Source organism: Nocardiopsis eucommiae (assembly GCF_965344335.1).
GTDB lineage: Bacteria > Actinomycetota > Actinomycetes > Streptosporangiales > Streptosporangiaceae > Nocardiopsis > Nocardiopsis eucommiae.
This window is the reverse complement of record NZ_CBDRIY010000007.1, coordinates 86,377-109,561: the sequence shown is the minus strand read 5'-3', so window position 1 is coordinate 109,561 and position 23,185 is coordinate 86,377. Positions and strand designations below refer to the sequence as shown.

At 71.8% G+C, this 23,185-nt stretch carries 22 protein-coding genes; 12 read left to right on the top strand and 10 right to left on the bottom strand.

Annotated elements, in window-relative coordinates:
• Positions 1-12: 12 nt before the first annotated feature.
• A complete protein-coding gene (locus tag ACRWK8_RS06340; protein WP_431868881.1) occupies positions 13-474 on the bottom strand; it encodes a hypothetical protein in 462 nt (153 codons plus the stop codon).
• A gap of 125 nt (positions 475-599) precedes the next feature.
• Positions 600-1,109 carry a TspO/MBR family protein gene (locus ACRWK8_RS06335; protein WP_378741646.1) on the bottom strand — a complete coding sequence of 170 codons (510 nt, stop codon included), beginning with the start codon at positions 1,107-1,109 and terminating at the stop codon, positions 600-602.
• Between the two features lie 350 nt (positions 1,110-1,459).
• On the opposite strand from ACRWK8_RS06335, the gene ACRWK8_RS06330 reads away from it, so the two are divergent.
• From ACRWK8_RS06330 to idi, 5 genes are all read left to right on the top strand, one after another.
• Positions 1,460-2,956 (top strand): cryptochrome/photolyase family protein, encoded by a 1,497-nt coding sequence (locus ACRWK8_RS06330; protein WP_431868879.1) that lies wholly within the window; start codon positions 1,460-1,462, stop codon positions 2,954-2,956.
• Positions 2,957-3,419: 463 nt separating this feature from the next.
• Positions 3,420-4,823, top strand: a complete 1,404-nt coding sequence (locus ACRWK8_RS06325; protein ID WP_378741642.1) for a family 2B encapsulin nanocompartment shell protein — start codon at positions 3,420-3,422, stop codon at positions 4,821-4,823.
• 31 nt (positions 4,824-4,854) lie between these two features.
• Complete coding sequence (locus tag ACRWK8_RS06320) at positions 4,855-6,105, top strand: family 2 encapsulin nanocompartment cargo protein terpene cyclase (protein ID WP_378741640.1); 1,251 nt, start codon at positions 4,855-4,857, stop codon at positions 6,103-6,105.
• Between the two features lie 90 nt (positions 6,106-6,195).
• On the top strand, positions 6,196-7,068 hold the full coding sequence (locus ACRWK8_RS06315) for a geranyl diphosphate 2-C-methyltransferase (protein WP_378741638.1): 873 nt from the start codon (positions 6,196-6,198) through the stop codon (positions 7,066-7,068).
• A gap of 115 nt (positions 7,069-7,183) precedes the next feature.
• Entirely contained in the window at positions 7,184-7,777 is a 594-nt protein-coding gene (gene idi / locus ACRWK8_RS06310; RefSeq protein ID WP_378741636.1) for an isopentenyl-diphosphate Delta-isomerase, read from the top strand.
• 66 nt (positions 7,778-7,843) lie between these two features.
• On the opposite strand, the gene ACRWK8_RS06305 is transcribed toward idi, so the two are convergent.
• Positions 7,844-8,146 (bottom strand): hypothetical protein, encoded by a 303-nt coding sequence (locus ACRWK8_RS06305; protein WP_378741634.1) that lies wholly within the window; start codon positions 8,144-8,146, stop codon positions 7,844-7,846.
• Positions 8,147-8,268: 122 nt separating this feature from the next.
• Positions 8,269-8,952 carry an HNH endonuclease family protein gene (locus ACRWK8_RS06300; protein WP_378741632.1) on the bottom strand — a complete coding sequence of 228 codons (684 nt, stop codon included), beginning with the start codon at positions 8,950-8,952 and terminating at the stop codon, positions 8,269-8,271.
• A gap of 402 nt (positions 8,953-9,354) precedes the next feature.
• On the opposite strand from ACRWK8_RS06300, the gene ACRWK8_RS06295 reads away from it, so the two are divergent.
• From ACRWK8_RS06295 to ACRWK8_RS06270, 6 genes are all read left to right on the top strand, one after another.
• A complete protein-coding gene (locus ACRWK8_RS06295; RefSeq protein WP_431868874.1) occupies positions 9,355-10,911 on the top strand; it encodes an ABC transporter substrate-binding protein in 1,557 nt (518 codons plus the stop codon).
• A gap of 70 nt (positions 10,912-10,981) precedes the next feature.
• Positions 10,982-11,893, top strand: a complete 912-nt coding sequence (locus ACRWK8_RS06290; RefSeq protein WP_378741628.1) for an ABC transporter permease — start codon at positions 10,982-10,984, stop codon at positions 11,891-11,893.
• A 3-nt stretch (positions 11,894-11,896) separates the two neighbouring features.
• Entirely contained in the window at positions 11,897-12,850 is a 954-nt protein-coding gene (locus ACRWK8_RS06285; protein ID WP_014910150.1) for an ABC transporter permease, read from the top strand.
• Positions 12,847-13,707: an ABC transporter ATP-binding protein gene (locus tag ACRWK8_RS06280; RefSeq protein WP_378741626.1), complete on the top strand. Its 861-nt coding sequence runs from the start codon at positions 12,847-12,849 to the stop codon at positions 13,705-13,707. The genes ACRWK8_RS06285 and ACRWK8_RS06280 overlap by 4 nt, the downstream gene beginning before the upstream one ends.
• On the top strand, positions 13,707-14,510 hold the full coding sequence (locus ACRWK8_RS06275) for an ATP-binding cassette domain-containing protein (RefSeq protein ID WP_014912473.1): 804 nt from the start codon (positions 13,707-13,709) through the stop codon (positions 14,508-14,510). The genes ACRWK8_RS06280 and ACRWK8_RS06275 overlap by 1 nt, the downstream gene beginning before the upstream one ends.
• 50 nt (positions 14,511-14,560) lie before the next feature.
• Positions 14,561-15,925, top strand: a complete 1,365-nt coding sequence (locus tag ACRWK8_RS06270; protein ID WP_431868871.1) for an alpha/beta hydrolase domain-containing protein — start codon at positions 14,561-14,563, stop codon at positions 15,923-15,925.
• Between the two features lie 103 nt (positions 15,926-16,028).
• Here ACRWK8_RS06270 and ACRWK8_RS06265 read toward each other — a convergent pair whose 3' ends face one another.
• The 6 genes from ACRWK8_RS06265 to ACRWK8_RS06240 form a co-directional block, all read right to left on the bottom strand.
• A complete protein-coding gene (locus ACRWK8_RS06265; protein ID WP_431868869.1) occupies positions 16,029-17,126 on the bottom strand; it encodes an ArsR/SmtB family transcription factor in 1,098 nt (365 codons plus the stop codon).
• Between the two features lie 76 nt (positions 17,127-17,202).
• Positions 17,203-18,111, bottom strand: a complete 909-nt coding sequence (locus ACRWK8_RS06260) for a GntR family transcriptional regulator (protein WP_378741618.1) — start codon at positions 18,109-18,111, stop codon at positions 17,203-17,205.
• 131 nt (positions 18,112-18,242) lie between these two features.
• The gene (gene pdxA, locus ACRWK8_RS06255; protein ID WP_378741616.1) at positions 18,243-19,265 is read right to left on the bottom strand and encodes a 4-hydroxythreonine-4-phosphate dehydrogenase PdxA; all 1,023 of its coding nucleotides are present in this window, start codon (positions 19,263-19,265) and stop codon (positions 18,243-18,245) included.
• Complete coding sequence (locus ACRWK8_RS06250) at positions 19,262-20,461, bottom strand: four-carbon acid sugar kinase family protein (protein WP_431868866.1); 1,200 nt, start codon at positions 20,459-20,461, stop codon at positions 19,262-19,264. The genes pdxA and ACRWK8_RS06250 overlap by 4 nt, the downstream gene beginning before the upstream one ends.
• The gene (locus tag ACRWK8_RS06245) at positions 20,458-21,516 is read right to left on the bottom strand and encodes a 2-keto-3-deoxygluconate permease (RefSeq protein WP_378741612.1); all 1,059 of its coding nucleotides are present in this window, start codon (positions 21,514-21,516) and stop codon (positions 20,458-20,460) included. The genes ACRWK8_RS06250 and ACRWK8_RS06245 overlap by 4 nt, the downstream gene beginning before the upstream one ends.
• A 161-nt stretch (positions 21,517-21,677) precedes the next feature.
• Complete coding sequence (locus ACRWK8_RS06240; RefSeq protein ID WP_431868864.1) at positions 21,678-22,097, bottom strand: hypothetical protein; 420 nt, start codon at positions 22,095-22,097, stop codon at positions 21,678-21,680.
• A gap of 212 nt (positions 22,098-22,309) precedes the next feature.
• On the opposite strand from ACRWK8_RS06240, the gene ACRWK8_RS06235 reads away from it, so the two are divergent.
• Complete coding sequence (locus ACRWK8_RS06235) at positions 22,310-23,140, top strand: hypothetical protein (protein WP_378741608.1); 831 nt, start codon at positions 22,310-22,312, stop codon at positions 23,138-23,140.
• The last annotated feature ends 45 nt before the right edge of the window (positions 23,141-23,185 follow it).

The following is a 23,185-nucleotide window of genomic DNA, read 5'->3' as shown; positions in this document are numbered from 1 at the left end:
GCACCCCCTCGGTCAGAGCTGCTCGGGGGCGTGGTGCCAGGAGTGGCCCGAGACCCCCGGGGTTCCCCCATGTGAGGGAAGGTCCAGGTCGGGTTCCCAGCCCTGGGCCAGCAGCCAGGCGCGGACGTCGTCGCGCTCCTCGCGGACGCGCCGGTAGGCGTCGCGGACCCTCGCGTACCGGTCCCCGCGTCCGGGGCGTTCGCGCCGGAGATCGCGACGGGCCCGGGTGATCCTGCGTCCGTAGTACTCCTCGACCACCGCGGCGGCGTTGAGGTGGCTCAGGAAGCCGTGCTCCTGCCAGTCGGACAGGTCACGGGCGCGGAGTTCCTCCAGGTCCCGGCCGGTGCCGTTCGGGTCGGCGCCCGAGGCCCGCGCGGCGCGTGCCGCGCCCTGGGTGCTCTCCAGGCGGCCGGTGAGGAACTCCTCGATGGCGGCCAGCGCCGTGGATTGCGTGGCCCGTGCGTCCGACGCCATGGTCGCCTCCGGTCTCGGTCCTGCTCGGTGCGGGTGCGTGACTGCGGGTCACCCACGCCCAGGTTCGCACGGCGGCGGGGACGAGCGGTACGCGGCGGCGGGCCATGGGGTCGAACGGCCGGTGTTCAGCTCCCCGTGTTGAGCCACCAGATGGAGAAGTTGAGCGCGGTCGCGAACGCCACCCAGGCCCAGTAGGGCACCAGGAGGGCGGCGGCCCAACGGGACACGCGGGCGAACAGGACGATGGTCACCGCCAGCGCGCCCAACAGCAGGACGATGTCGACCAGGGCGGTTCCGCGAAGCCCGGCGGTGAAGAACAGGGGGGACCACGCCGCGTTCAGGAGCAACTGGACCGCGAACAGGGACAGTTCGGTACGGGCTCCCCTCCAGCCCCGCTGGCGCCACACCAGCCAGCCGGACACGGCGATCATCACGTACAGCACCGTCCAGACCGGGCCGAAGAGCCAGGACGGCGGTGCCCACGACGGTTGTTGCAGAGCGGCGTAGTCCGTGGCGGTCCCCGGGTTGGAGAGCACCCCGACGAGCGCGGCCGCGGTCACGGCGGCGCCGAACACCAGGGCCGCGAGGAGCGCGGACGTCGTCGACGGGGTGTTGCTGGGCGTGGCGGCGGTCATGGGTTCCCTTCGAGCGCGGGAGCGCTGGCGTGTGGTGCTCCTGGAGTGGTGGTTCCACCGTGGAGCTCATTACTCGTATACCAAGTAGCTCGGATTCCAAACGTTTTTGGTCGCACTGAGTAGGCGATCCTGAGCGCGGCGTTCGGGCAGCCCTGCCTCCCCGCTTCGGGTCGGGGTCGGCCGCATACTGCCCTCAGGGGCGGACACGGCCGTCGAACACCGGGGTCGAGGGCCGACCGGGCCGGGCCGCACGTCGCCGGGAGGGCGTCACCCGGGGTGGGCCGGGCGCGGAGCCCGGTGTTCGCGTCTCGCACGATCCGACACCCGACACCGGAGAGAGCAGGTCCAACATGACCCAGGACAAACCGTTGTGGTTGTTCGGTGACCAGCTCGGCGGGCACTTCCACGGAACCCGGCGGAACCGGGGCAGGCCGATCCTGCTGATCGAGTCCGAGCGGGCCCTGCGGCACAGGCCCTACCACCGGCAGAAGCTGCACCTGGTCCTGGCGGCCATGCGGCGGCTGGCCGAGGACCTCGGTGAGCGGGTCACCTACGTTCGGGCGGCGACCTACCGGGAGGGGCTGCGCCGGTTCGGTCGGGTGGTGGACGTGCACGAACCCGGGTCCCACGCGGCGTGGGCCCTGGTCGAGCGGCTGCGGGACGAGGGCCTGGTCCACGAGGTCCTGCCCACCCCCGGGTTCGCGTTGGGCAAGGCCGGGTTCGCCGAGTGGGCGCAGGGTCGGTCGGGCTTCCGGATGGAGGACTTCTACCGGGACCAGCGGCGGAGGTTCGGTGTCCTGCTGGAACCGGACGGCGGGCCCGTGGGCGGCGGGTGGAACTTCGACAAACACAACCGCGAGGGGCCGCCGGGAGCCTCGACGCTGGGCGTGCCCGCCCCCTACCGGCCCCGGGAGAACGACGTCGACCGGGGGGTGCGGCGGGACCTGGACGCGTGGTGCGGGGAGGCCGGGAGCAGGGTGGTGGGCGGGGACGGCCCCCGTCTGTTCGCGGTGAGCCGTGCCGAGGCCGGGCGGGCGCTGCGCCGGTTCCTCGACGAGCGGCTGCCGACGTTCGGCACGCACCAGGACGCCATGCTGGAGGACGACTGGAGCATGTCGCACTCGCTCCTGTCGGTCCCGCTCAACCTGGGGCTGCTGGACCCGCTCCGGGTGGTCGAGGCCGCCGAGCGCCGGTACCGGGAGGGCACCGCTCCGTTGGCGTCGGTCGAGGGGTTCGTCCGGCAGGTGCTGGGCTGGCGGGAGTGGACCTGGCACCTGTACTGGCATCTGGGCCCGGAGTACCTGCGGTCGAACCACTTCGGTGCGACGGCGGAGCTGCCCGGGTGGTGGCGCGCACTCGACCCCGAGGGGACCGAGGCCCGGTGCCTGAGCCGGACCATGGCGGGGGTGCGCGAGCGGGGGTACGCCCACCACATCGAGCGGCTCATGGTGCTGGGCAGCCACGCCCTCCAACGGGGCTACCGACCCGACCGGCTGAGCGCGTGGTTCGCGACCTCGTTCGTGGACGGCTTCCCCTGGGTGATGGCCACCAACGTCATCGGGATGAGCCAGTACGCCGACGGAGGGCGGGTGGCCACCAAGCCCTACACCTCCGGTGGCGCCTACATCCGTCGCATGAGCGACCACTGCGGTTCGTGCCGGTTCGACCCCGGAGTGCGGGTGGGCCCCCGGGCCTGCCCGTTCACCGCGGGCTACTGGGCCTGGATGCGGGACAACGAGGAGGCGCTCTCGGGCAACCACCGGATGGCGCGACCCCTCGCGACGATGCGTCGGCTGACGGACATCGAAGCGGTCGTGGAGCAGGAACGACAGCGGAACCAGGGGTGATTCGGGGCTTTCGGGAGTTATCTGCGGTGACCGAAAAGAAACGAGTTCGGTGGTCGTGGATCCGCGAAGGAACCCGGCTATGGTCCGATTTTTGGTCATTGATGGGTGCCTTGGGTGGCTATGTCCGCGTGTTGTGGGCGTCGGGCGGTGGGAGAGATCGGATTCTCATCAGTGCTGCTCATGTTGGGTGTATCGCTGATCTGGGTGGGTGAAGTGAGTCGAAGGTCCCGGTTTGGGAATCGGAGAATGTCAGGATGATCTTCTTGCGTCTGAAAAGGAGATTCCTGGGATTTCGCGGTGGTGTTCCTCGTAAGGTGGGCCGCGGTTTGTGGGGGACGGTTCGGGAGCGGTCGTATTGCGCCTGTCCCAGTGGTTTGCGTCCCCTTCGCCCTCTCAGTCCGTGCACGACGGCCCCACCGTCGGGCACGGGTACACGCGACCACGACGAAGAGAGACACCTTCGATGTCGATCGACTCAGCCCCCGAGGTTCGGACCAGCGAACAGCAGAGCCTGGCGACCGCCGCCGCGCGGAACCTGGCGACCACCACCAAGTCCGCGCCGCAGATGCAGGGGAAGAGCTCCCGCTGGCTGCTCAAGACGCTCCCCTGGGTCCAGACCGACGGCGGCGCCTACCGGGTGAACCGCCGACTGACCTACACCATCGGCGACGGCCGGATCGACTTCGAGCAGACCGGCTCCGAGGTGCGCGTGATCCCGCGCGAGCTCGGGGAGCTGGCCGTGCTGCGCGGCTACGACGACATCGAGGTCCTGGAGGCCCTGGCCGGGCGCTTCACCCAGCGGGAGTTCGAGCCGGGCGAGGTCCTCGCACAGGAGGGCACGCCCGCGGACCGGCTGTTCCTCCTGGCGCACGGGCGCGTCCACAAGACCAGCGAGGGCGCCTACGGGGAGACCAACCGCCTCGGTGTGCTCGCGGACGGAGACAACGTCGGTGAGCGGTACCTCCTGGACACCGACCCCGTCTGGGGATTCACCGTCAAGGCGGCCACCGCGGGCACCCTCCTGGAGCTGCCCCGCCGGGAGTTCATCGCCCTCCTGGACGACTCGCCCAGCCTCCAGGCACAGGTCCAGGCGTTCCTGTCGGTCCCCGGACGCAGCCAGAACAAGTACGGCGAGGCCGAGATCGCCCTCTCCTCCGGGCACTCCGGTGAGGTCGAGATCCCCGGCACCTTCGTCGACTACGAGCTCAGGCCCCGTGAGTACGAGCTGAGCGTCGCCCAGACCGTGCTGCGCGTGCACACCCGGGTGGCCGACCTCTACAACAAGCCGATGAACCAGACCGAGCAGCAGCTGCGTCTGACCATCGAGGCCCTGCGTGAGCGCCAGGAGTTCGAACTGGTCAACAACCGCGACTTCGGTCTGCTGCACAACGCGGACTTCCGCCAGCGCATCCAGACGCACTCCGGCCCGCCCACGCCGGACGACCTCGACGACCTGGTGAGTATGCGGCGCAACACCCAGTTCATGTTCGCGCACCCCCGGGCCATCGCGGCCTTCGGCAAGGAGTGCAACAAGCTGGGCCTCAACATCGGCACCGTCGAGGTCGGCGGCCACCACCTGCCCGCGTGGCGCGGGGTGCCGATCCTGCCCTGCGGCAAGATCCCGATCTCCGAGCACCAGACCTCCTCGATCATCGCGGTGCGTACCGGTGAGGACAACGAGGGCGTCATCGGCCTGCACCAGACCGGCCTGCCCGACGAGGTCGAGCCCGGCCTCAACGCCCGGTTCATGGGCATCGACGACAGGGCGCTCATCTCCTACCTGGTGAGCACCTACTACTCCGCCGCCGTGCTCGTCCCGGACGCCCTCGGCGTCCTGGAGAACGTCGAGGTCCGTCCCCGTGCCTGAACGATCCGCACCGTCAGGGAAGGAGGCCTGAGTGTCACTGCTCTCCCGGATGTCCTCGACCAGCGCCGGGCACTCGACGGCGGAGCTGGTGCGCTCGCTGCTGCGCGACCCGCAACGCCCCGGGAAGGCGGACCTGTTCGCGGCCCCGACCCGGTCCGTCAGCGGGATGGGCCTGCCCGGCGGGCCCACCGGCCTGGGGACCTCGGCCGCCCGGGTCCTGCTGCCCGCCCGGCCGCCCGTGTCCGAGCCGAGGGGCGCGGGGACCGCCACCCTGGTCCCGCCCGCGCCCGCGGGCCCCGGCCTCCCGAAGGACGACGGCGGCGCACCGGTCCCGGTCCTGTACTGCCCTCCCGCCGTCCGGGACGACCCGGCGCTGGGGGAGGAGGTCAACGACCGGCTGGTCGCGTGGGCCGAGGAGGTGGGTGTGTACCCCGGTCAGCTGGACCGGGTGCGCGCGTGCGACTTCGGACGCCTCATCATGCTCGCCCACCCGGAGTCCGACGACCCCGAACGGTTGCTGGCCGCCGCCAAGTGCGCGCTGTCCGAGTGGTCGGTGGACGACCACTACATGGACGGTGAGGTGGAGGAGGCCCGCCCGGAGCTGCTGGGGCAGCGGCTGGCGATCGCCCACTCGGTGATCGACCAGGCGCACCTGCCGCTGCGGTACGCCCCGCAGCTGGAGGAGGTCGTCCAGGCCGACCCGGTCATGGTGGCGCTGCGCGCCGCCCTGGACAACCTGTCCGACCACGCCTCGGCCGCGCAGGTCCGGCGGCTCCGGCACGAGCTGGCGATCATGTTCGTGGCCTACAACCAGGAGGGGGTCTGGGCGGCGACCGGCCAGCGGCCCCCGGTCTGGGAGTTCCTCATGCACCGGCACGAGAACAGTTTCGTGCCGTGCATGGTGCTCATCGACGCGGTGGCGGGCTACGAGCTCTCCCAGGAGGAGTTCTCCGACCCCCGGGTGCGGAGGGTCTTCACCCTGGCGGGGTCCGCCAGCGTGATCGTGAACGACCTCTACTCGATGGGCAAGGAGGACCCCTCCGACTTCAGCGTCCCGAGGCTGATCGCCACCGAGGAGAACTGTTCGGAGCGCGAGGCGATCGAGCGCTCGGTCCTCCTCCACGACGAGATCATGCACACCTACGAAGCGGAGGCGGCCGCGCTCGCCCTCGCCGGATCACCGGAACTGCGCCGCTTCCTCGCCGGTGTGTGGGCCTGGCTCGGGGGCAGCCGTGAGTGGCACGCCCGGACCGCCCGCTACCACGGCGCCGCCGCGCACTGACGACACCCCTCCGGGCGGGGGCACCCGTCCCCGCCCCGGTTCGGCGTGCCCGAACCGACGACGAACATCCATGACAAGGAGCAACACGCGATGACCACGACCATGCCCTCTCACAACCCGGTGCGGAACCAGGTCCTGCGCACCGCCTACCAGAAGTCCGTGGCGGACTACTGGAACGCGGAGAAGGACCCCGTGAACATCCGCCTCGGTGAGGTCGACGGTCTCTTCCACCACCACTACGGGATCGGTGACTACGACCCGTCCGTGCTCGAGGGTCCCGAGGAGACGCGGGAGCAGCGGATCATCGAGGAGATGCACCGCCTGGAGACCGCACAGGCGGACGTCCTCCTGGACCACCTCGGTGACATCACCCCGGACGACCGCATCCAGGACACCGGCTCCGGCCGGGGCGGCACCAGCTTCATGGCCAACGCCCGTTTCGGCTGCCACGTGGACGGCGTGAGCATCTCCGAGCAGCAGGTGGACTTCGCCAACGCCCAGGCCCGTGAGCGGGGCGTGGACGACAAGGTGCGCTTCCACTTCCGCAACATGCTGGACACCGGCTTCGAGTCCGGTTCGCTGCGGGCCAGCTGGAACAACGAGTCCACGATGTACGTGGACCTGTTCGAGCTCTTCAGCGAGCACTCCCGCCTGCTGGAGTACGGCGGCCGCTACGTCACCATCACCGGCTGCTACAACGACGTGACCGGTGGCCGGTCCAAGGCGGTCAGCCGGATCGACGAGCACTACACGTGCAACATCCACCCCCGGAGCGCGTACTTCCGGGCGATGGCCGCCAACAACCTGGTGCCGATCAACGTCGTCGACCTCACCGCCGCCACCATCCCGTACTGGGAGCTGCGGGCGCAGTCCCAGGTCGCGACCGGTGTCGAGGACCCGTTCCTGACCGCGTACAAGGAGGGCAGCTTCCACTACCTGCTCATCGCGGCCGACAAGGTCTGACCCTCCCGCCCGCGCACACGGCCCGGCCTCCGGGGCGCCCCCTCCCTCAGGGGCCGCCCCGGCCGGGCCGTGACCGCGCGGCACGCCACACCACCGTCGAACACGAAGGGCGCTCATGACCACCGACACCCACGCCGGCTCCGTGAACGAGTCCTCGCGGGACGAGCCCCGGCCGATCATGCTCGAGCTGGTCGACGAGGACGGGACCACGACGGGCACCGCCGAGAAGCTGTCCGCGCACCGGGCCCCGGGCCAGCTGCACCGGGCCTTCTCGGTGTTCCTGCTGGACGAGCGGGGACGACTGATGCTCCAGCGCCGTGCCCTCTCCAAGTACCACTCGCCGGGCCTGTGGTCCAACACCTGCTGCGGCCACCCCGAACCCGGTGAGCTCCCCTTCGTGGCGGCGTCCCGGCGCACGGGGGAGGAGCTGGGGGTGGCACCGGCGCTCATGCGCGCGGCCGGAACGGTGAGCTACCACCACACGGACCCGGTCTCCGGGCTCGTGGAACGCGAGTTCAACCACCTGTTCGTCGGGGTGGTCCGGGGTCGGACCCGTCCCGACCCCGAGGAAGTGGCCGAGACGGCCTTCGTGGACGCCGCCGGGCTGGAGCGGCTGCGCGCGGCCGCCGCGTTCTCGGTGTGGTTCCCCACGGTCCTCGACGCCGTGCGTCCGTACCTGAGGGAGCTGGGCCCGGGGGCGGGCTGGTGAGCCGGAGCCGGGACGGCGGGTGCGACACCCGTCGTCCCGGTCGGGACCGGACCAGTGACCGGAGGTTCAGGCGTCGCAGTCCTTGCAGCGGCTGGTGGCGACCCTGTCGGTGTTGCCGTGAGTCGCGCGCAGGGGTGAACTCTCACTGATCCGGCGCCACGCGGCGGGATCGGCGTCGAGGACCCAACCCCACCGGGGGGCGTGGACGCCGCCCGGGTACTGGTGCGGGCAGCCGGGAAGGTGGGCCTTCCCGCTGCTGTGGATGTGGATCTCGCTCACGGGGGGCGCCTGACCGCGACGACGGTCGGTTCCGAGCGCGCAGGCGCAACCGCCGTCCAGGGGGAGTTCGCAGAATTCACAGCGTTTCATCGCACCATCATGCCGAGCCGGTGAACCGTCCGGAACCCCCTCGCCCCGCACGGTCCGGGGCGCACGGTCCCCGCCGCACGGGGCCGGGCCGTGCGGGCCTCGGCCCCCACGGCCCGGAGCGGTCAGCAGCGGGCGTTGATGGTGCCCTGGATGGAGGACTTCTCGGTGCTGGTCACGGACAGCCCGTAGCGGTGCTTCACGTTGACCCAGGCCTTGACGTAGTCGCAGTGGATCGCGGTGCGCGGCGGCATCCAGGCGGAGGGGTCGCGGTCACCCTTGGAACGGTTGCTGCTGGCGGACACCGCCCACAGCTGGGGCGCGGAGACGTCGTTGGCGAAGGCGCGCCGCTGGTTGGCGGACCAGCCGTTGGCGCCCGACCGCCAGGCTTCGTGGAGCGGGACCATGTGGTCGATGTCGAACGAGGACGCGTCGTCGGTCCACACGCCGTCGTACTCGCTGGACCACCGGCCGGACGTCGGTCGGCAGTCGCCGTCCACCTGCACGGTGTGGCCGTCGCGACGCAGGACGGTCTCGCGCGCGTCGCAGGGGCTGGTGATGACCACCCAGTGCGGGAAGAGGCTGCGGTCGTAGCCCGCGCCGTTGTTCTTGGCCCGGACGGTGAGGCCGTTGAGCTGCGACTGCGCGGCGGAGGTGGAGGGGATACCGGGCGGCAGGACGTGGTGGGCCAGGGCCGGGGTGGCCCAGCCGAGGACGGCGACGAGTACGGCGGCGGTGAGGGCGGCCAGGGCGCCGACCACCGTTCGGCGCGCGGGGGTGACGGGGGACGTACGGGGGATCGCGGGCAACGCTGCTCCTTGGGGGAGGAGGTGTCGGTCGAACCCTCACACCATGGAGTGTCGCGGCCGGTCTGACCAGACCCCTCCGCGTGAAATCCGTCCCGGGTTCCGGTTGCGGCGCGGTGACGGACCGGCGGGCGCCCGGTACCCGACGCGCCGACCTCGCCCGTGTGCGGCGCCCTCCCGGTCGCGCCGGGGGTGACCGCCCGTCAGGGGGAGACGCTCCGGAGCGGTCGCCGTGCGTGGGATCACGGACACCCACGGTCTCACCTGTCACACCTGTAACTTCCGTCACCTGATCGTTTCTTACCGGGGTCGCGGTAAACGATGCCTTTCACGTGGGTGAACCATGCCTAACCTGTGGGTGTCCCCACGGGACCACCATCCCGATTTCCCCGAAAGGCCTGATCCGTGATCTCTCAGCGCAGCGCGGCCGCACTAGGACTGGTGGGCGGCACGGCACTCCTCCTGTCCGGCTGCGGCTCCCCCCAGGGCGGCGGAGCCTCCTCGGAGCCGGTGACCGGAGGCGAGCTCGTGGTCGCCTCACTGCCCGCCGTCATCGATCCGCACGCCACCACCTCGCGTTCCAACTGGATGGTCGCGGCGTCGGTGTGTGAGGGCCTGTTCGCCAACGCGGCCGACACCTCGATCCAGGACGGCCTCGTGGAGTCCTACGAGTACGACGTCGACGCGGGCGTCTACACGCTGGACCTGAGGGAGGGCGTCCCGTTCCACGAGGGCGGCCAGCTCACCGCCGCCGACGTCGTGGCCTCGCTCGACCGCTACGCCGACTCCGACCCGGGTGAGCTCTTCAACAGCCTGGTGGAGGAGGTCGCCGAGACCGACGAGCTCACGGTCACGATCACCACCGTCAACCCCACGGGCGCGATCCCCGCCCTGCTCTCCACCCCCGACACCGGCGCCTACGTGATGTCGGCGTCCTCGCTGGAGGCCGCCGGGGACGACGAACTGTCCTCCCTGGACTGCACCGGCCCCTATCGCCTGGACGAGTTCACCGTGGACCGCCAGGCCACGGCCTCCCGGTTCGACGAGTACGCCCCGCGCGACGAGGACCCCGACGGCGCGGCGGGGGCGAAGACCGCCCACGCCGACACCCTGAGGTTCGTCCCGTTCAACGAGTCGAACACGCTCAACCAGCTGCGCACGGCCGAGGTGAACGTCGCCCCGCAGTTCCTCGGCGTCGACCAGCTGGACGTCTACGAGGCCGACCCCTCGCTCCGGGCGGTGCTCAGCGAGGACTCCGAGTTCTCCATCATGCAGTTCAACCTGCGGTCCGAGCTGATGGGCGACGTGCTCATGCGCCGCGCCGTGCTCAACGCGCTGGACTTCGCGGAGATCGAGACCCAGTACCTCGGCGGGACCGACTACTTCACCGAGGACTCCAGCTTCTTCCCACCCGGTTCGCCCTGGTACTCCGACTCCGGGTCCGAGGCCTACACGGACCGCTCGGCAGAGGAGGCGGAGCGCCTGCTCGACGAGGCCGGGTACGACGGCACGCCGGTGCGCGTGCTCTACCGCCCCTCCAACGACAACTACGGCCCCATCGTCCAGCAGCAGCTGGAGGCGGTCGGCCTCAACGTCGACCTCCAGGCGATGGACGCCGCCACCTTCGGCTCCACCCGGACCGAGGAGGACACCTGGGAGGTGTTCCTCGGCGGCGGAGCGGCCTACTCCGACCCCCTGACCGTGGTCTTCCTCAACGACGACTTCCCCGGCTGGTGGGCCACCGACGAGAAGGCCGAGCTCATGGCCGCCGTCACGGAGGGCGAGGACACCGAGAGCCGCAAGCCCGCCTGGGACGAACTCCAGGGCCTCATCTGGGAGGACGTCCCGTTCATCCGCTTCGGCCACGAACCCCGTCTCGCGGTGACCTCCGCGGACGTCGGCGGTTTCGAGGCCACGCAGGGGACCGTCCGCGGTTTCTACAACATCTGGATCGACCAGTAGGACCGCCGCCCGGCGGCCCACCCCGCGGGGCCGCCGGGTTCCGGAACCCACCGCGCACGAAAGACTCCTCATGAGAACCACCCTGCGGTCCCTGTCCAGGGACCCGAGCGCGATGACGGGCGCCGCGATCGTCGCGGTCATCACGCTGCTGGCACTCCTCGCCCCCCTCCTGGGCGGCGACCCCGACCTGCTCCGGCCGAGCGAGCGGCTCCAGGCCCCCGGAACCGGCGGCCCCCTCGGGACCGACGAACAGGGCCGCGACATGTGGACGGTGCTCCTCCACGGCGCGCGTACGTCGCTCGGTATCGCCGCCGCCTGCACGCTGCTCGCCATCGTCGCCGGGTTCCTCACCGGCGTCGTCTGCGGCTACTTCCGCTGGGTGGACGCGATCGTCATGCGCGTCATCGACGGCCTGATGTCGTTTCCCAACATCATCCTGGTCATGAGCCTGGTCGGCGTCCTGGGCCGGGGCGTGGGGCCGGTCCTGTTCGGCCTCACCGTGGTCCTGGTACCGCCGATCGCCCGTGTGGTCCGCGCGGCCGCGCTCACCGCGCGCTCGGCGCCCATGGTGGAGTCCGCCCGCGCGCTCGGGGCCCGTGACTCCTGGATCCTGTTCCGCTACGTGGCACCCGAGTCCGTCTCGGTGCTCATCGTCCAGGCGACCATGGGCTTCGCAGCCACGGTGCTGTCCATCGCGGCCCTGAGCTTCCTCGGTATCGGACTGCCGCCGGACGTGCCCAGCTGGGGCGCGAGCCTGTCCGCCGCGCAGCAGTACGCGGCGGTGGCCTGGTGGATCGGGGTGTTCCCCGGCGCGGCGATCCTGCTGACCGTCCTCGGGCTCATCCTCCTCGGAGACGGGCTGCGCGACGCCATGGACCCGCGGGCCCGGCGCCTGGCCGAGCTGGCGCGCTCCTCGAAGTCCTCGGCCCGGTCCTCGCGCCGGACCCGGACCGCCGTCCGCTCCGACGAGAAGGACGGGTGACCCGTGCTCTCCTACGTGTTCAAACGCTTGCTGGCGCTCATCCCGACCGTCGCCGTGCCGATGGTGCTCCTCTTCGTCCTGCTGCGGCTCACCCCGGGCGACCCGGCCGCCGTCATCCTCGGTGAGAACGCCACGGCGACCGAGATCGCGGAACTGCGCACGGAACTGGGCCTGGACGCCCCGATGTGGCAGCAGTTCCTCGACTGGCTCGCCAGGATGGCGCGCTTCGACTTCGGGGAGTCCATCTTCCTGCACGCGCCCGTGGCCGAACTGGTCCTGTCCGCGGCGCTCGTGACCGGCCAGCTGGCCCTGATCTCCATGCTCCTCGCGCTCCTCATCGGACCCGCGCTCGGCGCCGTCGCCGGAGCCACGAGGTCGAGGGCCCTGGACCGGACCATGGTGGTCGGGTCTGCGGTGGGCGTGGCCATGCCCACCTTCTGGCTGGCCATCCTGATGGTCATGCTCTTCGGGGTGACCCTCCAGTGGCTCCCGGTCGCGGGGTTCACCCCGATCACCGAGGACCCGGTCCAGTACGTGCGCTACATGGCGCTGCCGTGCCTGGCGCTGGGCACCCTGGAGGCGGCCACGCTCTTCCGCTACTCGCGCAACGGCGTGCTCGACGCCAAGCACCAGCCCTTCGTGGCCACCGCCCGGGCCCAGGGCCTGCCCGAGCGCACCATCACCCGCTCCTACGTCTTCCCGGCCGCGCTCGCGCCCCTGGTCACCGTGGTCGGGCTCTCCCTGGCCTCGATGCTCGGCGGAGCGGTCGTGACCGAGAACGTCTTCTCCCTGCCCGGGCTGGGCAAGTTGCTCCTCACCGCCGTCGAGCGGCGCGACTACCCGCTCATCGAGGGCTGCATCTTCTTCATCGCGGTGGCCTTCGTCCTCGTCAACCTGCTGGTCGACGTGGTCGCCGCCACGCTCGACCCCCGGATCAGGCTGGAGGCCAAGGAGTGACCACGAACTCCACCGACGACGTCCTGTTGGACGTGCGCGGACTCGACGTCGACGTCCTGACCCCGGAGGGTCCGCGCCGCGTGGTGCACGCCCTCGACCTCACCCTTCGCCGTCAGGGCACCCTGGGCATCGTGGGCGAGTCCGGTTCGGGCAAGTCCATGACCGCCACCGCGGTCATGGGCATCCTCCCCGAGACGGCGCGCGCCTCCGGGCAGGTGCTCTACCGGGGCCGCGACCTGCTGTCCCTGCCCGCCCGCGAACGGCGCGCCATGGCCGGACGCGAGATGGGCTTCGTGTTCCAGGAGCCCATGAGCGCGCTCCACCCCACCAAGACCATCGGCGCGCAGATGGCGGCGCCCCTGCGCCTGCACCTGGGGCTGACCCGGCGCCAGGCCCGGGCGCGCAGCGCCGAACTCCTCGACCTGGTCGGGATCCCGCCTTCCCGGGGCGTGCTGGACGCCTACGTGCACCAGCTCTCGGGGGGTATGCGCCAGCGCGTCATGATCGCCATGAGCATCTCCTGCGAGCCCGCCCTGCTCATCGCGGACGAACCCACGACCGCGCTCGACGCCACCATCCAGAAACAGATCCTCGACCTCCTGGCCGACCTGCGTGAGGAACTCGGGCTGTCCGTCCTGCTCATCAGCCACGACCTGGGACTGGTCTCCCGGTACACGGACGACGTCGTGGTCATGCTCGACGGTCACGCCATGGAGTCGGGCCCCACCGACCGGGTGGTGTCCGCACCGGAGTCCGGCTACACCCGCGGCCTGCTGGAGGCCTCGCCCCGGCTCGGGCACAGCCCGGACCGCCTCCCCGTCATCGACAAGAGCCGATTCACCAAGGCGGTGCAGTGATGAGCACGACCGACGGCGCGGCGGGAGCCGAACCCGTACTGCGCATGGAGCACGTGACCAAGAGGTTCCGCCTCGGCGGGGTCCTGCGCCGCACCGCGCACGTGGCGGTCCGGGACGCGTCGCTGGAACTGGGCCGCGACGAGGTCCTGGGCCTGGTGGGCGAGTCCGGTTCGGGCAAGTCCACCCTGGGTCGCATGGCGATCGGTCTGATCCGGCCCACCTCGGGCTCGGTGACGGTGCTGGGCCGGGACATCCTGTCCCTGCGCCGGTCCGAACTGCGGACCTACCGCCGCCGCATGCAGATGGTCTTCCAGGACTCGTCCAACTCCCTCAACCCGCGCATGACCCTGCGCGAGCTGCTGGAGGAGCCCTACCGGGTCCAGGGGCTGCACACCCCCGCCGAGCGGGAGGTCCGGGCCCTGGCGCTCGCCGACGAGGTCGGGCTCGCCCGGTCCTGGATGGGGCGCCTGCCCCACGAGTTCTCCGGTGGCCAGCGCCAGCGCGTGTCCATCGCCCGCGCCCTGGCCCTGGAACCCGAACTGATCGTCGCCGACGAGCCGGTCTCGGCACTGGACGTGTCCGTGCAGGCCAAGGTCCTCAACCTGCTCAAGGACATCCGCCGGGCGCGCGGCCTCTCCCTGCTCTTCGTCAGCCACGACATGGCCGTCGTGGACTTCATGTGTGACCGCGTCGCCGTCCTGAACGGCGGCCGGGTCGTGGAGTCCGGCCCCACGTCCCAGGTGCTGCGCGCCCCCGCGGACGACTACACACGCACGTTGATCGAGGCCGTGCCCCGACTCTGACCGCACGTCCCCGCCCGTCCCGCCCCCTTCCGCTCTGGAAGAAGGAGAACATGACCACCCGACACGCGCAGGCGAAGCATGCCCTCATCCGGGGACCCGTCCCCGAGACCGAGGGGGACCGGGCCGTGGTGCTCGAACCCTACGGGGTCGACCGCATCCCGACCTACGACTACGTCCAGGAGGAGTACCTCGTCTCCGGCACGGCCGCCGGCGACCCCTACAGCACCCGCATCCTCATCCGACGTCCCGCGGACATGGCGTCCTACACGGGGCGGGCGCTGGCCGAGGTGAGCCACATCTGGGGCGGGAACTCGGTGTGGCGGGCCTTCAACCGCCAGATCATGCGCGGGGGCTTCATCTGGGTGGGCATCGACTCCCAGGCCCCGTCCGCGCTCGACCTCATCAAGGGGGTCGACCAGCGCCGGTACGCGGAGATGACCTTCTCCTCCGGGGAGCTCGCCAAGGACTTCGCGGGCAGCATCCCCTTCACGGAGAACCCCACACCGGAGGTGCTGGCCCGCGAGTACGACGAGTTCAAGGAACGGTGGTGGCGGGCCACGCCGCAGTCGTTCGAGATCATCGCCCAGGTGGCCAACGCCCTGCGGGAGGGCCTCCCCGGCCTGCCCGAAGCCGCCGTGCGCACCCTGCTGTTCGCCGGGATCTCCCAGACCGGCGGTGTCGTGCGCAGGTTCGTGGAGCGCCACCACGCCGTCCTGCGACGCCCGGAGGGAGGACCCGTCTTCGACGGGTACATGCCCTGTGCCTCGGGAGGCCCCGCGCTGCCGGACGTGGACGTGCCCGTCATGGAGGTCCTGGGGGAGGCCGAGTTCCAGTCCGTGCGCTGGGCGTGCGGGGTGTCGGGCCAGGTGCGGGGGCTGACGCACCGCAGGCCGGACTCGCCGTCCTTCCGGCTGTACGAGGTGGCCGGGATGGCGCACCGGGAGACCCGGCACATGAGTGACCGGGACCGTGAGCGCCTCCGGGACTGCCCGCTGCCGGAGGGCGCCCGGTGGTCCACCTTCCCCAACTCCCACGTGTACAACGCCCTGTTGGAGTCGTTGTCCGCGTGGGCGCGGGGGGAGGCGACACCCCCGGCCTCCCGCCTCCTGGAGACGGAGGGCGACACCGACACCGTGCTCAGGGACGGGTTCGGCAACGCCCGAGGCGGGCTCCGCACCACGTACACCGACGCACCGCTCTCCACCCTGGTGGCCGCCACCCCGATGGGCCGGCCCTCCTGGTACCACGGCAGTGAGACCCCGCTCGGTCGCGAACGGCTCGTCGAGCGCTACGGGGACGCGGACGGCTACCGGCGCGAGCACGCACGGGTCCTCGACCGGATGCTGGCCGCTGGTTTCGTCCGGCCGGAGGACGCCGAGCAGCTGCGGCTGGAGGCGGAGCTGGTCGACTTCTGACCGGCGCGGCTCCCCGTTCCGCGCGCGTGTTCGGGCCGGAGTCCGGCGCGGGGCCCGGGGGAGGGGGTGGGACACCGGGCGCGGCACCCACCCCTCCCGGGCCTCACTGCACGAGCCGGGTGAGGAACTGGTGCCCCAGCGAGTAGACGGTGCCGAGTCTGATGCGGTGGCGTACCAGCCTGCCGTCGCGCACGGACTCCAGCAGCCCGGCCTCACGCAGGCGTCGCAGGTGTCGGGAGACCTGGGGTTCGGTCATCCCCACCCGCGTCGCCAGTTCGCCGGTGGTGCAGTGCTCGTTGACCAGGTGTCGGCAGAGCACGAGCCGGGCGGGGTCCGAGAGCACGGCCATGCGGTGCTGCAACTCCCGGAGGGGGACGTCGGTGGTGCCCAACTCGGTGATCGGGAACTGCACCACGATGGGCAGGTTCGCGCGGGGCTGCGCCTCCTCGAACTTCACCACCAGGTGGGGGCGGGTGAACAGGCTGGGCACCAGGACCAGATCGCGCCCCGCGCAGGAGACGAAGGCGTTCTGGAGCTTGTCGTAGGCCACCTGCGCGGTCTGCGGAAGGTAGTGTCCGCCCGGTGTGAGGGAGGCCAGCACGACCCCGAGCCGGTCCTGGGAGAAGCGCCCCCGTACCTCGCGTTCGGCCGTGGTGAGCTGGGGCAGGGTTGCCTCCCAGCGGGCACGGAAGAACGTGTCGTGGCAGTGCTGGAGCAGGTCGGACAGGTTCTGGCGGAAGGCCGCACGGTCCGCCAGGAAGAGCTCACCCAGCTCCTCCCGCTCCTCGCTCTTGGCCCGGCAGACCTCCAGGAACTCCGCACGGTGGTCGTCGGGGTCACGCAGGCCGTAGTAGCGCTCCCAGCTCCCACTGGCGATGGTCTCCGCCACCATGGAGTCGAACACCGGTGCGGGCATGGCGTTCATCAGGGCGAGCTCGTCCTGGAACGTCGCGGGGTGGCTGGTGTCCAGGGGCAGCAGCGCGCGCAGCCGGAACCTGGCCCACAGGGGAGCGAAGGTGCGCAGGCGCCGCTCGGTGGCCCGGTCCACCCCGGATCGCACGGCGCGGATGTCCCGGCTCGCGCCCGGATGGTGGCCCGGTTCGGCGACGCTGTGCAGGAACGCCATCAGTTCGGCGAGCGGCGAGGGCCGTACCACCACACGTGAGGCGTCGGTGCTGACCAGGTCGAACACGATGGGCATGCCCAGATCCTAGTGACCCCTGGCGCCCGCCCCGCCGCGCGCCCCTCGGCGCGGGAGCCCCGAAGGGCCGCGAGGCTCAGCCCCCGGCCCGCAGACGGTCGAGTTCGGTGCGCAGCTCGGCGGCGAGGGCCACGGCGCGGTCGAGACCTCCCTGCGGCCCGCCTCCCTCAGGCGGGGCGCCGCGTGGTGGCTCCGCCGGAGCCGGAGCGGCGGCCAGGGACGGGCCCGGAGCGATACGGACCTGGTCGGTGGCTCCGTCCGCCTCGATGTCGAAGACGACGCGGTCGGAGCGGTGCCAGCTCTCGAACCACTCCAGCGGCAGGCCGTCCTGGTCGAAGGTGCCGCCTTCCAGGAGCAGGAGCGGCACCCCGTCGGGCACCCCCAGTTCACGGGCGATGCGCGGGTCGGCCGGGACGGCGCGGATCTGCCTGCGTCCGCTGCTGGGCACCGCGCCGAATCGGACCTCCATGAGCCGGTGCAGGGAGGCGTTGGCCAGCATGGCCGCGTCCAGTTCGGCGAAGCGCCCGGCGGGGAGCCAGGTGCGCACGTAGGACAGGGCCTCGTCGTCCACCGAACGGACGCGTTCCAGGCGCAGCAGGTCCTCGGTCACGAGGTGGTGGACGGCTGAGGGCGGGCCGGTGCGGGCGCGTTCCAGGGAGAGCACGGCGGTGCGCAGGCTCAGCCCCTCGGCGGAGAACTGGTCGAAGAGCCCGGTCACCCGCTGCACGAGCCGATGGTGCTCGGTGGGGATCGCGGCGACCGGAGCCCGGCCCCGGGTCCGGCGGACCGACCCCTCGTCCTCCAGGGTGGCCAGGGCCTGTCGGACCACGCTCCGGGAGACACCGAAGCGCTCGCGCAGGGCGGCCTCGCTGGGCAGGGCGTCTCCGGGCGGGATCGAGCGGTCGCGGATCTCCGCGCGCAGGGCGTCAGCCACCTGGGCGTGCAGGGGCCGGGAGTCGGAGCGGTCGACAGGCATGGCCGTCATTCTAGGGCGTGGGGTGCGGGAGCCACGGAGCGTCGGGGCCTCCCGGTCCGCGTTCGACGCGTCGCCGGACGCGGCGCGCCCCCGCCTCCCGGAATCGGAGGGCGGAGGCGCGCGGTGGTGGGCCCGTGCGGTCAGGAGGCGGTGGCCTTCCACACGTGTCCCCAGCCGGGGGCGAGCTCGGCGGCCCGGCGCAGTGCCAGGACCAGGCTGGCCTCGCGGGCGATGCCCTGGCCCGCGATGTCGAAGGCGGTGCCGTGGTCCACCGACACCCGCACCACCGGCAGTCCGGCGGTGATGTTGACGCCGTCATCGCCGTAGACGGCCTTGAAGGGCGCGTGCCCCTGGTCGTGGTAGCAGACCGCGACCAGCTTCCACTTGCCCCGGACGGCCGCCGGGATGAGCGCGTCGGCGGGGATCGGCCCGTGGGCGTTGATGCCCTCGGCGCGGGCGCGTTCGATGGCGGGGGCGAGCACGTCGGCGTCCTCGTCCCCGAAGAGGCGGTTCTCCCCGGCGTGCGGGTTGAGCCCGGCCACGCCGATGGGCTCGTCCGCCTCACCCTGGGCGCGGGCGAACGCGCTCATCAGCCGCAGCACCTCGAGGGTGCGTTCCTGGGTGACGTCCTCGATGGCGCGGCGCAGGGAGACGTGCGTGGTCAGGTGGAAGAAGGAGAGCTCACCCGCGGACAGCACGAGGCTGTAGTCGCTGACGCCGAACTCGTGCGCGAGCAGCTCGGTGTGGCCCGGCCACTGGTGCCCGCCCAGGTGCATGGCGGCCTTGTTCAGCGGGGGAGTGACGATCCCGTCGACCAGACCCCGCTTGGCCAGGTCCACGGCCTCGATCACGAAGCGCGCCGCTCCGTCGCCCGCCTCCGCGCTCAGTTCTCCGTAGGGCACGTGGCCGAGCGAGGGGCCGGTCTGCACGACGTCGATCACGCCGGGTGCGTCGGCCGCGTCGGCGGGGGAGTCGATCGGGTTGACCGCCGACGCGTCCCCGCCCACGGCGGTGACGGCCCTGCGCAGGGCGTCCGCGTCACCGACGACGACGGGCCTGGACAGTTCGCGGACCTCCGGGTGGTGGAGGAGCGCCTTCGCGGTGATCTCCGGACCGATGCCCGCGACGTCACCGAGGGTGACCGCGAGGGTGGGGCGGCTCATGAGTTGCTGCCTTTCGTGTTGCGGACCGCGTCAGCGGCCTCGATGAGGGCGGTGGGGGAGCCGAAGCCCCCGGCCTTGGTGACGATGGCCAGTCCTTCCCGGGGGCCGCCCGCCAGGGTGCCCAGCGGGATGCCCGGGGCGACCTCGCCGGTCAGGGCGATGGCCCGGGCCCGGAGGGACGCGGTGAGGGCGCGGGCTCCGTCGCCACCGGTGACGACGAACCCGGACAGCGGGTACCGCTCGGCCACGCGGGCGGCCAGCTCCCCGAAGCGCCGGGCGACCAGGGCGGGGTCGAGCCCGCTGGTGCGGTCGTCGGGGGCCACGAGAGCGGTGTGCGGGTGGGCGGGGTCGAAGGTCTCCACGACCCGGTCGGACCACTCCCGCCAGGCGGCGTCGTCGGCCAGCGCGTGCGCGTCGGGCTGTTCCACCCGCGTCCACTCGTCGGCCAGGAGCTCCGCGACCTGTCCGCGCGCGGCCTGGTGGAGCGAGGTCACCACCACCAGGGCCGGGGCGGGTTCCCGGACCGGGCGCCAGGTCTCGGCCAGCCGCGCGGCGAGACCGGCCGAACCCACGGGGACGGCGCGGTCGCCCAGGACCGTGACGGCGTCGGCGACCCGTGCGAGGTCGGCGTCGGTCTCCGCGTCGACCACGGCCACCGGCGCGGAGTCACGGAGCAGGGCGGCGTTCGCCTCGGGGTCGTCACCGGTCAGTCGGACGTACCGGGCGCCCAGGAGCTCCGCGATCCGGCTCTCGGTCACCGGGGAGACCGGGTCGTCGCCGACGGCGGTCCGGTGCACCTCCACCCCGTCCACCAGGAGGACGCCGTCGCGGACGACGCGGCCGTTGGCGGGGAAGGCCGGGCAGACCACGGCCACGGTTCCGGGCGGGGAGACGGAGAGGACCCCGTCGATCTCCGCGCGGATGGGGCCGCGCAGGGTCGAGTCGACCTTCTTGTAGACCAGGTCCGTGCCCGCGTCGCGCAGCCCGCGCACGGCGTCGGCGGCGGCGGTGGCCGCCCGTTCCGGCGGCAGGGCGCGGGAGTCGGTGGTCACGGCGACCACGTCGGCGGTGGACTCCGCCGTGCCGAGCTGGAGCTCGGTGCTCCAGCCGGCGCGCACGAACTGGACGGCGGTGTCGCCCGCGCCGGTGAGGTCGTCAGCGACCACGGCGACGCGCGGTGTGCGTGAGTGGGTCATGACCGGGTCTCCTCCGGGTCGGTGGGGTCGCTCGCCGCCCCGTCGGCGGCCCGCTGCCGTTCCGCGATCTCCTGGCGCTCGGCCTCGGCGGGCGCGGCTCCGGCCCGACGCAGCACCCAGGTGGTCACCAGCGGCGCGAGCAGGGCGGTGACCAGGACGCTCGCGGCGACCTGGGTGGTCGCGGTCCCGGCGTAGGAGAGGAAGGACGGGTCGGCGGCGGCGATGATGGCCGGGGTGGCGACGGCGTTGCCCGACGCTGTGCCCGCGGCGAATCCGATCCCCGACTCCTTGCCGCGCCGCAGGAGGAAGCGGTAGCCGAGGTAGACGAGCCCGCCGGTGACGAAGGTGATCGCCACGCCGAGGAGGACCCCGGACAGGCCGCCCCTGGCGACGTCGGCCAGGTTGATGCCGGTGCCCAGGGCGAAGGCGAAGAACGGGATGACGATCGCGGGAACCGGCGTGAGGAGTTCACGCCACTGGGAGTCGAGGTTGCCGACGAGCACGCCGAGCAGGAACGGGATGATCGCCGCGACCAGGGTGAGGAAGGGGATCTGCCCGAGCCCGGAGGCGCCGATGAACAGCAGGGCGAAGAACGGGCCGTCGTTGATGGCCCCGGCGATGTAGGCGCCCCGGTCCTTCGTCCGTCCGTACTGTCCGGTCAGGGCGAGCCAGAGGCCGCCGTTGGCGTTGGTGGCCGCGGCGAGCATCGCCATGATGGAGATGCCCAGGACGCCCTCGGGTCCGGTGACCATCGCGAGGGCGATGATGAGCAGACCGGGGATGATGCTCTTCCCGAGGAGGACGACACCGGTGGTGGCCAGCACCGGACCGCTGGTGCGGAGGGTGACCTGGGTGCCCGTCGCGAAGATGAGGAGGGCGATCAGCGGCATGGCGCTGTCCTTGAACAGCGCGGTGGTGAAGCTGCCGATGTCCAGGGCCGCCGGAGCGAAGGTTCCCAGGACCGATCCGAGGACGAGGGGGATGAGCATGGCCCCGCCAGGGACCTTGTTCATCCACTTAAGGAGGGGTACCAGCGACCCCTGGCTGTCACGCATAAGAGTCCGTTCACATGGGACCGGGATCGTGGACCGACGTCACACACGGCACCGGTACACGCGTTGTCCGTACAGATTGTACGTACAATTTCGCGTGAGTCCACCGAACGGGCACAGAAGTTCACACCACGGGTGACCTGGGGGTCCCTGTCGGGGCATCGCTAGCCACGGGTCCGGGTGCTCGGCATGGGTGGGATCGGCCGGTCGGTGCGCGCGTTCCTGCCCGCCTGGCGGGGCGCGCGGTCCTCCCGGACACACGCCAGGACCTCCGTGGCCGCGTACCGTCCGGCGACCTCGAAGCTCCAGGGGTTGGAGTCGATCTCGCTCCACAGGGCGTCGCGGAGCACGATCCGCGTCGCGTGGACGGACCTGCCCTTGCCGCGCGCTTCCAGGCCCACGCGGACCCCCTCCGCGAAGGCGTTCCGGAAGGCCTCGGGGAGGGGCGCGTCGGGGCGGGGGCAGGTCGCGGGCAGGTCGTCGACGAACTCGAAGTCCGCGCCGCTCAGCGCGGGTCCGGCGTCGAGCCACACCAGGGCGAAGTATCCGGGGCACGCGGTCTGCAGGACGTTGCGGACGAACACGCCCCTGACCGTCCGGGGCAGTGGGGGGAGGGGCGGACGAGGGAGGGGCCGTGGGGCGGGGGAGTCGGGGGTGAAGGGCATGTGTACTTTTTAGTCCCCGCTAGTCCCCGGTATCCGGTGGATCGTGACGCAAGTGTGGTGTCCTGAGCCGTCGCTGGCGAAGAAAGCGGACTAAGTTCTCATTTGCCCCATAGAGAACGAAAGTCAGCGTCATGCCCCCACGTATCGCCGCCGCCCCCTGGGCCGCGGTCCTTCTCTCCCTCCCCCTCGTCGCCTGCGCCCCGGCCCAGGACCTCCTGGACCGCGCCGTGCCCGGAGCGGGCGTCCGGTCCCAGTCGGACCCCGTCGACCGAGTGGACCGGGACGACCCCTTCGCGGGCAGCGCGGCCGAGGACTACGGGGAGGGTTTCCCCGTGCCCGAGGCCGAGGCGGTCGGCCCCTACTCCCGGGAACAGGTCGAACGCGCCTACGCCCACACCCAGGAGCTGTTGGAGGCCGTCTACCTCAACGAGGACGCGGTGTTCGGTGAGGACAACAGCGAACTCACCGGGCTCCTCACCGGACAGACCCTGGAGTGGTACCTGGACAACCTCGGCAACCGGGACCACGAGCTCAACAGCCGCCACCTGCCCTTCAACCTCACTCCCGGTACCGCCGAGCCGATCGGTGACGAGGTGCGCGTGGACGGCGTGATGCGCGCGGAGGAGGGAAGGGACGACCAGGGCTGGGACTACCTCTCGGTGGTCACGGAGTACACGATCGTGCACCCGATCGCCGAACCCGGTCGGTCGGCCTCCACCCGCCTGGTCACCTCGCACCTCGGCGAGGTCGGCTTCTACGACGTGGGAGCGGAGGAACTGGAGGCGGCGCCGATGTGGTCGCGCGCCGTGGCACCCGTGCACTGCGTGGAGGAGTTCACCTTCACCCCCAGCTACGGGGAGGAGTACCCCGAGGGGGAACGCCCCCGGGGCGCCGTCGAGGACGCCTACGACCTGGACGCCTCCCGGGAGCTGGAGGGCTGCGGGTCCGTCCGGGACACCTGACCGGCGCCCGCCGGAGGACCCGGGTCGGGGACCCCCGGCGGGCGC